The organism is Microvirga calopogonii, assembly GCF_003347665.1.
GTDB lineage: Bacteria > Pseudomonadota > Alphaproteobacteria > Rhizobiales > Beijerinckiaceae > Microvirga > Microvirga calopogonii.
Genome location: NZ_QDGA01000151.1, coordinates 1 through 9,498 on the forward strand (window position 1 = coordinate 1; position 9,498 = coordinate 9,498).

Annotated in this window: 7 protein-coding genes; 3 read left to right on the top strand and 4 right to left on the bottom strand. The window is 60.7% G+C overall.

Translation table 11 applies throughout. The annotated features are described in order from the left end of the window. Positions 1 to 87: 87 nt before the first annotated feature. Entirely contained in the window at positions 88 to 1,353 is a 1,266-nt protein-coding gene (locus tag DDF70_RS33915; RefSeq protein WP_114947673.1) for an IS701 family transposase, read from the bottom strand. A gap of 1,187 nt (positions 1,354 to 2,540) precedes the next feature. On the opposite strand from DDF70_RS33915, the gene DDF70_RS33925 reads away from it, so the two are divergent. Further along, entirely contained in the window at positions 2,541 to 2,810 is a 270-nt protein-coding gene (locus DDF70_RS33925) for a hypothetical protein (RefSeq protein WP_114948968.1), read from the top strand. Between the two features lie 142 nt (positions 2,811 to 2,952). Further along, on the top strand, positions 2,953 to 3,225 hold the full coding sequence (locus DDF70_RS33930; RefSeq protein WP_170316149.1) for an SWIB/MDM2 domain-containing protein: 273 nt from the start codon (positions 2,953 to 2,955) through the stop codon (positions 3,223 to 3,225). Positions 3,226 to 3,465: 240 nt separating this feature from the next. Here DDF70_RS33930 and DDF70_RS33935 read toward each other — a convergent pair whose 3' ends face one another. Further along, complete coding sequence (locus tag DDF70_RS33935; RefSeq protein WP_114948970.1) at positions 3,466 to 6,363, bottom strand: DEAD/DEAH box helicase; 2,898 nt, start codon at positions 6,361 to 6,363, stop codon at positions 3,466 to 3,468. Positions 6,364 to 6,568: 205 nt separating this feature from the next. Here DDF70_RS33935 and DDF70_RS33940 point away from each other — a divergent pair, with 205 nt between their 5' ends. Continuing rightward, entirely contained in the window at positions 6,569 to 7,222 is a 654-nt protein-coding gene (locus DDF70_RS33940; protein WP_114948972.1) for an SOS response-associated peptidase, read from the top strand. 654 nt (positions 7,223 to 7,876) lie between these two features. Here DDF70_RS33940 and DDF70_RS33945 read toward each other — a convergent pair. Together DDF70_RS33945 and DDF70_RS33950 are read right to left on the bottom strand one after the other, a co-directional pair. Continuing rightward, positions 7,877 to 8,218 carry a hypothetical protein gene (locus tag DDF70_RS33945; protein ID WP_114948971.1) on the bottom strand — a complete coding sequence of 114 codons (342 nt, stop codon included), beginning with the start codon at positions 8,216 to 8,218 and terminating at the stop codon, positions 7,877 to 7,879. 771 nt (positions 8,219 to 8,989) lie between these two features. Continuing rightward, positions 8,990 to 9,498, bottom strand: a 509-nt coding sequence (locus tag DDF70_RS33950; protein ID WP_114948973.1) for a transglutaminase-like cysteine peptidase, incomplete at its 5' end; no start/stop codon positions are given.

The window sequence follows — 9,498 nt, forward strand, 5'->3', positions numbered from 1 at the left end:
CACTACTTTGGCACTTTCATCAGTGAACCTAGGGTGAAGCGGGCACGGCAGAAGGGACATCGGAGGCGCATGGCATGCGCCAGATGATCAAGCAGCATGCGCCGAACGGCCGGCAGCGTCGGTTGTGGCGGTGGTCCGCCGGCTTTTCTTTTTTCCCCCTGTGGCGGCCTGCAGCCGCAGATGCTGCAAGAACAAATACGCGATCAGCGTCAGCAGCGCGTGTCGGTGCAGCCCGCGCCACGAGCGGCCCTCGAAGTGATCGAGCCCGAGCTCTTCCTTGAGCTGCTGGTGCGCCTGCTCGCACACCCACCGGGCTTTGATGAGAGAAGCCAATTGCTTCAGCGTCGTGTCGGGCGGCAGGTTGGACAGGTAGTATTTGCGCTCGCCTGAGGGGCGATGCTCGCCCACGAGCCACACCTCGTCGCCGGGCAGATGCTGACCGGTCCGTCCCTGAAGACGCACCTCAGGCCCATCAGCCACCCGCACGCGCACGGCTGCGAACTTCGCCTTCAGCGGACCCTTGGTGCCGCGCCGCCAGGTGACCTGACGCCAGGAGGCGGTGGCCAGCATGGCTTCGGCCGCGATCGCCTCCTGATCTGGGATGAGCCGCGTGCGGGGTCGGCCGCGCGAGGGCGGGGGCGTGATCATCTGCACGTCCGCCGTGTAGACCTTCTGAATGCGCGGAATGCCCACCGCCCACAGCAGCCCTAAGGCTGAGAGTGCCTGCCGGAAGGGCCCGCTGATGCCATAGCCGGCATCGGCCAGCACCGCCCCGAAGCTTACGCCGGCTTGCAGCAGACGTTTGAGTTCCTCCAGGGCGATCTCCGGCTTGGTGCGCTGCGTCCAGAACGCCTCGGGCACGCCCGCCTGCTGCAGGCGCTCGGGATCCTGGATCCAGGTGTCGGGCAGAAACAGCCGCAAAACGATCGGGACCGGCACCTCACCCTTGGCGAGGGTGAGCGACACCAGGCTCTGACAATTGGCCTGCTTGCCCACCACTCCGGCATATTGCGAGGCGACACCCACGGAGTGCGTGCCTTTCTTGAGCAGCGCCGTGTCGTCGATCACCAGGATCGCGTCTGGCCCGCCAACGAGCCGGGTGGCCTGAGCCAGGAGTTCGGCCTCGAGCGGCGCCTCGTCCCACGGGCCCACGGCCACGAAGTGATGCAGCTGGTCATAGTCGGCGGGCGCCACCCGGGCGGCCATCGGCTGCAGGCTCTTGCGCTCACCTGGCCCGATCAGGCCCGCCACATAGAGCGGGCACATGCGCCGGCGAGCCGGATGGTGAAGAGGGGTGAGGAAGGGTTCGAGCCAGGACTGAAGTTCGTGTTCCCACGCCACTGAGGTGCTCATGACAACCTCCTGCGGACCATCCTTCCGAGAAGACGTCGGCAGGCCTCGCCTGGTTCCTCATGCCTGCCAAAGTAGTGTTAGCCTGTGTGGACAGACAAAGACGCCTTGGCCGAGATGCTGTCTTGAAACCTCGGCCAAGGCGTTGGTGGTCCAAGGGCGAGAAACCACACGATGAAGATAGGCTTCCCGCCGATGACAGCAAGACGCTCACACATGACAACGCCCTGACAGGGTTAGCCGTGCGGAGCTCACTGTCAGGGCGCTTGTGTGATGCCGGTTGCAACACCACGCCACCACAATGCGCCATGAACGCCGGAAACGCAACTGAACCCTGTGCACAAGCATGAAGCGCCCTGGCGAGAGGCTGAGCACCAGACCTCTCACCAGAGCGCGTGCGATGGGTTCCGGCATCGCACGGTCCCTGTAGATGCTCCCACGACCGGCGGATGTGTGGCGACGCACACCACCGGTTCGGAACACGATGATGCGACGCCGTCCTGACGAACCTCGAGCGGATGCGCTTCCACGCAATGAAGGCGTCGGGTGCTCAGCAGGTCGAGGCTGGCGATCTGGCAGATCGCTTCAGGACTCGGTCGCAGGCCCAGTGCCAACCTGGAGCTGAGCTATCGAGAGAGCCGCCCTTGATCGAGGGGCGACTTGCCGCCGAATTGAGGGTGCCTCCGCACACCAGCTGCTTTTTCCTGCTTTGCGTTCCTGCTGCCACCGGAGACGCACTTAGACGTCAGTTCGGATGGCAAATCTATCTACCTTCGGGCTTTCTGGGCGTCCTGAGAGAATGAGCTTGGTGAGAACCTCGTAAACGGATTGCGGGCCGCATTCATTCGTTCGAGCCGCGCATTGCTCGAAGAAGCTGACATACTCGTCACACTGCTGTGAACGTTGTGCCTTTGGGGTCTCGGCGCACCGTGTGTATGCCTGCCGTACACTTAGTGGAGGATCGAACGCCTCGAACACCTGCTGGGCTGGCGACCGGGTGCTTTTCTCGTGGGCAACGATAAGAGTGGCAGGGCCCAGGAGGACAGCGAGAGCGATGAAGCCGGGATGTATCTTCCGCATCGGCTTACCTCGGACCTTTATGGTTAAGACGAAGTTAACCCATACCGCTGAAATGGAAGCACGTAACAGCCGGTCGCATTTCGCGATGCTGATCCTAAGGAAGCAAAGAGATGGCAAAGCGCCCCGAGCAAGAGGACGAACAACCCGGAACGAACGAGACAGCCAGCACGCCGCAGCTGGATCGCTTGGAGAAGCTGGCCAATGCCGCCGCCACTGCCGCCCAGGCGAAGCAGTGGCGCGCCCGCAAGAATGGCATCAGTCAACAAGAGGAGCCGTCGGAAGTCCGCAACCTCAGCCATGACGCAGAAGCCAAAGCTCGGGCCGAGGAAGCGATGCGGCAGATGATGGCCAAGCCACAAGGCAAGCGGCGGGGATGGTGACAATTGGGCTGGTCCTGTGAACCCTCCATCCTGAGATCGGCATGGTCAGAGCGGGATTAAGGAAGTGTTCAGCCCTCGCTGGCCATGGTCCCACCCCTTTGCCCCTGCAGATGGCAGCGAGGCGTACTTGAGGAGTTTCACCATGACCGAAGCCAAAGCAGCCAAGAAGCCGAATCCCGCTCTGGCGAAGCCGCTGCAGCCTTCGAACGAACTGGCGGCCGTTGTCGGATCGACCCCGCTCCCACGGACGGAGGTGGTGAGCAAGGTGTGGGAGTACATCAAAGCCAACAACCTGCAGAATCCTGCGAACAAGCGCGAAATCCTGGCCGACGACAAGCTTCGGGCCGTATTCGACGGCAAGGACAAGGTGAGCATGTTCGAGATGAACAAGCACTTCGCTCAGCACCTGTCCTGATAGTCCAAGCACGGGCCGAGTATCCGGCCAATGCACGAATTGTTAAGCCTAACCGTTCCAACATGCCTGTAACGGGCGCGTTGCGTATCTGCCCGCACAATCTCCACAGCCCCCAGGCTTGGAGCTGGCCCTGGCTGAGATCCCTTACACTCTCGGCTGGGGCTTTTTATTCGACTCAACGCATGTACCTTCAGCAGTCTCTTGTGAGACCTAAAGGCTGCATTTCGGATTGAGCGTCATTTATGCCCTAAGCCTTTGCGCCCGCACCGCGCTGCTGGCCTGTGACTGCAAGTAAGCATCCCGATTGCGCTTGAACGTTGCGGCCTTTTCGAGGTCTTTGAGGATCTTCTTCTGCGCCGGCACCTGTCGCTGAGCGTACCGGGCACAAAGTCGAGGCAGCGAGAACGGGACCGCAATCTCCCTCCGGTTCTTGCCGATTGCGTCCTGAATAAGTTCGACCTGCTCTCCTGGCAGCGGCATGCCACCCTCCTCCCCGAGGAGCAGCAACAGGTTCATCACGGCTGACGGTATTGCTCTGATGAGTTCCTTCCCGGGTTTCGCAGCAGCGATCTCGAGATACTCAGTCTTTGCGAGTGTGATCGTCAGTGTCTGGTCCTTACTCAAGGGCCCATTGGCGAGGTCATTGAGACACTCCCGGAAACTCTGCTCCCGTGCCCGGGCGGCATCGTCATGGCGGCCGAAGCCTGCCTTTTGCCGGATCCACTGCTCGCTCGGTCCTTTGGGGCCGACGGCCACGATGGACGACTTGATCAGGCCCTCGGCGAGGCTCGGACGAAGCTGCTCCTCCTTCTCCGGGTTGTCGATCACGAAGAAACGCACGTTCGTGTTGGCAACAATGGACCGGATCTCAGGCAGCACAGAGGGGTCGAAGGTGGTGACAGAGAAGGCCGTCGGCTTACCTCCAAACGCATAGGGGTAAAGGTCGGCGAACCGGTGGCGCAGCCGGCAATAGGCGGCGAGGAGATCGCGCCGCTGCGGGGTGAGTTGGTTAGGCCGATCCAGAACAACCGAGCGGAGGTCCGGCCGTAGGCTATGAGCGCCGGTTGCCCGCTCAACCAGCCGGACGGCAGCGACATTGAGCAACCGGGCAAGGAGGCCTGCCTTGTCCTTCAGGAGATCGATAGCGGCCGACATCTGGGTCGTGTTCACCGGAGCCGCAAACCCAGTGAGCCACGGGAGCGCGAGAGGCCGCGCCTGCTGAAGGCTCGTGAGGAACCTGCGTTGCTTGTCCGTGGGGCTGGCGCTCTCATAGTCACCGTCGTGCCGAATGCCAACGAAGGCGACGTACTTGCGAGCGACGTCCTGGGTCTTGCAGAGGAAGGCCTGCTGCGCCCCCGTCCGTTCGTCGTGGGTGGCGACGAGCCAGCGTGGGAGGTCCGGAGCCGCTTCCTCGTCAAAAAGCCCGAACTCTTTGAGGTCGCAGAACAGCGCCACGCGGCTGGAGTATTTCTTGGTCTCCGAGTCGTACCGCCGCATTCCGGTCGCCATGAGACCGGCCGCAAAGGGCTTCGGCACCGGAAGGGTGTCCTCGTCCCCGACTTCCATCGTGGGATCGAGTGGATCGTCGTACTGCTCGCTATCCCCCTCGCCCATGCGGAGGCGGATCTGACGCTGGCGCTCCTCGATCTGTTCGCGCAGGCTGGGATCCTTGTCGAACCAGGCCTCAAACTGCTTCCGGATCGGGGCCGCTAACCCGCGGACCTGGCGGCGGCAGCGCTCCGGGTCGTTCCGGCGCATGGCGTTGATGTCGCTGAAGATGCGCAGGATCGAGTTGCCGACATCGACGAAGAGCTGGTGGGTCTTGCCCGATGCCTTGTGAGCCCGTTCCCCTCGCCCGCTGATCTGTTTCACCGGGCCGATGGAGCGCTCCTGGCAGGCCAGGATGTTGAGATCGGTCTGGGGAACATCAGTACCGACACCCAGGGCATTCACGTTGACCAGAATGTCGAAGCCGCCGGCACGGGCCGCATCGAGGAGATCGTCGCGCTTGATCTTTCGGCTGACCGGCTCACCCTCCTTCAGCCCATCTTCGGCGCCGTTACGCCAGACCCGAATTTCGCCGGCCACGACAAAGGCCACGCGGGGCTTCGCTCCTTCCCTGCCGTGACCGGGAGGGAGGCTTTCTTGAGCGAGGTACCCTGCGAGCTCCTTGGCAAACTCGACGCTGTCACAGTGGATCATCGCCAGGGTCGCGACAGCCGCACGCTTGACCCAGATCCGGGTTACGGCCGCCACAATAAGAGCGGCGATCGCCTTGTCGCCCTCGCTGGCTCCCTCCTTGAAGAAGCGGGAGAATGCCTGCTGAGAGGCTTGGTCGACGGACTTATTCTCGGCCAGCAGCGCCAGGAAAGCGCTCTCAATAAGCCGAACAGCATCGGTACCAACGTGTGCCTCGAATTCACCGGTGGCAATGTCGAACCTGGTGGGAACCGTGCGGCCGGTCGCCAGGACCTCGTCATAGGTGGCGACGTCAATCAGGTCGTGCTCGATGCTCGCGCCGAAGGCATCCAGCGGGTCTTTGCCGTCGGTCCGGAATGGTGTGGCGGTCAGAACAATGCCGGAGCCGCCGGCGTGGGCTATGCGGGAGAGAACCCGGGCGAGTTCCTCGGCCGCGGCCTTGTGGCCCTCATCGATGAGGACGACCCCTCCCCTTTTACCGAATCGGTCGAGGGAGCGCAGGAATTCCTCGTCATCGAGCTTGTTGACGAGGGACATGTTAGTGGCGGGGATGACATCTGCGTCGAGCGAATTCCGAACCATCGGCCCATTGCCGATGATCTCGTTCTTGGCGACGTAGAACGCGTTCTGGGCACCTTTGACAGCCGGAACGCTCTGGAACTGGGCGTAGTTCTGGCGCAGCAGGGAAACGTCGGGATGGAGGACCAGGATTGGCTTGCCCAGATCGATGGCGTCCTCGGCGGCTCCAGCTGCCAGCAGGCTTTTCCCGCTGCCAGTGGGCGCAAGCACCGCGCCAGAGCGGCCCCGCCGAATGGCCTCGCGAACGGATGCGGCGATCCTGGCCTGATAAGGCTCGGCCTGCTTATCACCAATCCGTCGGCCGATTTCCGAAGCGGGGGTTTGAAGCGAGACATCGGCAGAGTTGGAGATCGGCCGCATCAGTCAAGATCTGAAAATCAAGGGGAAAACGTGGGAAGGGGCGGACCAGTCATGCGCCATGATTCGCAAATCAGAACGCGATCCACCGATTGCCCTGATTATACCCTGAAGGGTTGCGCGGGGCAGCGCTTATTGTCACGTTGGGCGCAGACAAATGCTCCAGGATGAAACGAACGCCCGGATGCCCAGACGGAAGGTTCCACCCGTGTGCAATCTCTATAGCTCGTACGCAACACAGGCCTCGATGCGGCAGGCCTTCGATGTAGCCCGCGATAGCGCGGGCAACCTCCCTCCACTGCCAGCCATCTTCCCGGACCAGATGGCGCCGGTCATCAGAAATCATGGCGGTGAGCGCGAGCTGATCCAGATGCGCTGGGGCTTCCCGCCGCCGCCGAAGGTGGGCAATCACCCGGTGACGAACGTGCGCAATGTCAGCTCACCGTTTTGGCGTGCCTGGCTCAAGCCGCAGTACCGAGCCCTTGTTCCCCTGACATCCTTCTCAGAATACAAGGATACTCGTCCACGCAAGACACCCGTTTGGTTTGCCCTGAATGAAGAGCGTCCCCTTGCCGCGTTTGCTGGTATTTGGCGGCCTTGGACCGGCGTACGTGGAACGAAGGCTGATCCTGTCGAAGGTGAACACCTGCTCTATTCCTTTCTGACATCGGAGCCGAATGGCGTGGTGGGGCCGATCCATCCGAAAGCGATGCCGGTCATCCTGACCACGCCTCAAGAATATGACGTCTGGCTCAACGCGCCGACGGAAGTGGCCCTGAAGCTTCAGAGACCGCTTCCGGATGACATGCTGCAAATTGTTGCAGCAGGGGAGAGATCAGACCAAGCCAAGGCGCCGGTTTGAACGATCACCGTCGTAGCTGGAGCGTGCGGCGCCACCACCGTCCCTGAAAGTCAGTTCGACCAACGAGCCTACGAGGCAAACCCGCAAGTAGCAGTTTGGTAAGCAAACAACACTCTGAACCATGCAATCCAGCCCACGCAAGTTCCCGGTCGCGCATTAAGCGCAAGCTTTGATATTGTTATATCTTACGTTTAGGTAGGTGAGATGAGCATTCTTCAACCAATACCCCGTATCCTTCCAAGCGCAATTTATCCATTTCCTGGTGTAGCAACAAACTTCTCGGCCGCTGGAAGCAGCGGCCTTTTTTCATATCAGGGCGCGCAGGAAAGGTCCTTTCAACAGATTACGCAAATTGTTTTGAATAAGCATTCTGACAAGAAGTCTGTAACCAGTTGATGGAATGATCCTCCTGGTCAGGAGGACCTCATACGAACCAATCGACGGTTCGCCAAATTCTGGCTCGCTGCTCTGAAAACAGAACTCGGGACCTTGGCCGGTACAATTGATACCTACACCGACAACGTGCACGGCTACCTTGCCTGACTGGATGAGAACATCGTTCGTCTGATCGAGATCGGTTTAGAGAGGACCTGGCTCCACAGCGGCTTCCTCTTAAGGAAGATCGAGCGCTGTAATGATCCCAGGGGACATTGATCATCGATTCCGGCACTTCGGGCACGGGTAGCCGATCATATCTTGCGCCACGCCATCTCCATCGGCATCGAAGGCGGAAGCCTGGATCACGTAGCCTTCCGCCTCCACCCAGGCGATCATGAACGAGGGTGTCAGCGCGGAGCCGGAGCGGTCGACCATTGCCACACGGTCCTTATGCAGGGTGAAAGCGATCTTCCTGATCCGTGGCAGATCGACCACGACGCTGGAAAAACGCGGAATAAAATCGACCGGCTCACGCACATACTCCGTGTCGCCATAGGTCCAGTCGAATCTCGCGTTGTTCAGCAGTTGCTGCATCAGGGCGAAGCGCTCCGGTGTCATGCCGCCTGCTCCATTTGGTCGATCTCGGGCAGATACCCGAACGGCGGGTCGGCGGAAACTGTAGCTGTCAGTAGATTAGCGCCGCTTCTCAGCTGCTTTCCTCAACTCTCGTGCCGTGACCCGTCGGGAAGGTGCGGAAGGATCATATCCAGAGCGTTTCCGAAAGTCCTCCAGCGTCTGCTCTCTGGCAAGGATTTGTCGTAGTTCTTCCAGAGCAGGGTGCATGGACTGGTTGGTGTCGGGCTTCGTCTTGCTCATGCGCGATACCTTTTGCTGTGGGCGCAAGCTCTATTGCGAAGATAAGGCGAGTTAGTTCGTTACGACGGCAAACAAAGTCTCTCCAAAACCCTAACAAATTCTTCATCTTCTTTGTTGTCGCTCCCCGTTACTGTGAAGTGGGGTGACAGTCTTTGCGCGCATGAGACAATCGTCCGCGGAAGTTACGCGAAACATTTATCTTAACAGGAAGCTTTGGCCCTGCCGCATGCCCCGGTCTCCAGCGCGTGACCCCGGGCCTCGATCCACTCGCTCATCTTGTCGACGAACTCCCTAGCGAAAGCTCTCAGCCCCTCACTGCCTCATAGATCTACAGGAGGAATGTCACGCCTTGGTTCAGCGACACGAAATGGAATTTCGGTGGGGTCACGATCGGCGCCGATGACGACCCCACCGATCTTTGAATTCGCCAGCAACGTCATGCACTTAATGGCCGTCGGATGGGGCAGCATTCGACGCTGATTCACACCCACCCACAGAGTGCCGGAACAGCGGTTACTTGGCTGCGGTTGCGGTAGGTGCGATCTGATCCCCAAACCAGACCCAGGCCTTGCTGTCCGTTCCCTCCCCCTTGACGTAGACGTACCCTGTTTGCTGCCAGGGCAGAACGGCATCCCTCTTGTTGTCCAGGATGAGATCGCCGCGATCCGTGCGCACCCTCAACACGGCATGCCCGGCGCCCAGTTCATCGATGACAACCGTCATGCGCATTGCTCGTCGCGGCAGCCCCCGTTCAACCAGGAGCTTGCGCTTGAGCAGTTGGATGTCCTCACAGTCGCCAAGCCCGTCGTCCGGATAATCCCAGCGATCCACGACACCCCAGTGATCCTGGTCGGCCACCGCCGCGATCGTTCGGTTGACGTGCGTGTTGACCTCCTGAAGAGAGGCCCAGATGCCGTCGGTCAGCGGGATGGTGTCCGGCTCAGAAGAGTCGATCGAGCACTCTTGTGGCTGCTGATCACAGAACTGCATCCAAGCCAGCGTCGGTCCGGCTTCTCCGGAAG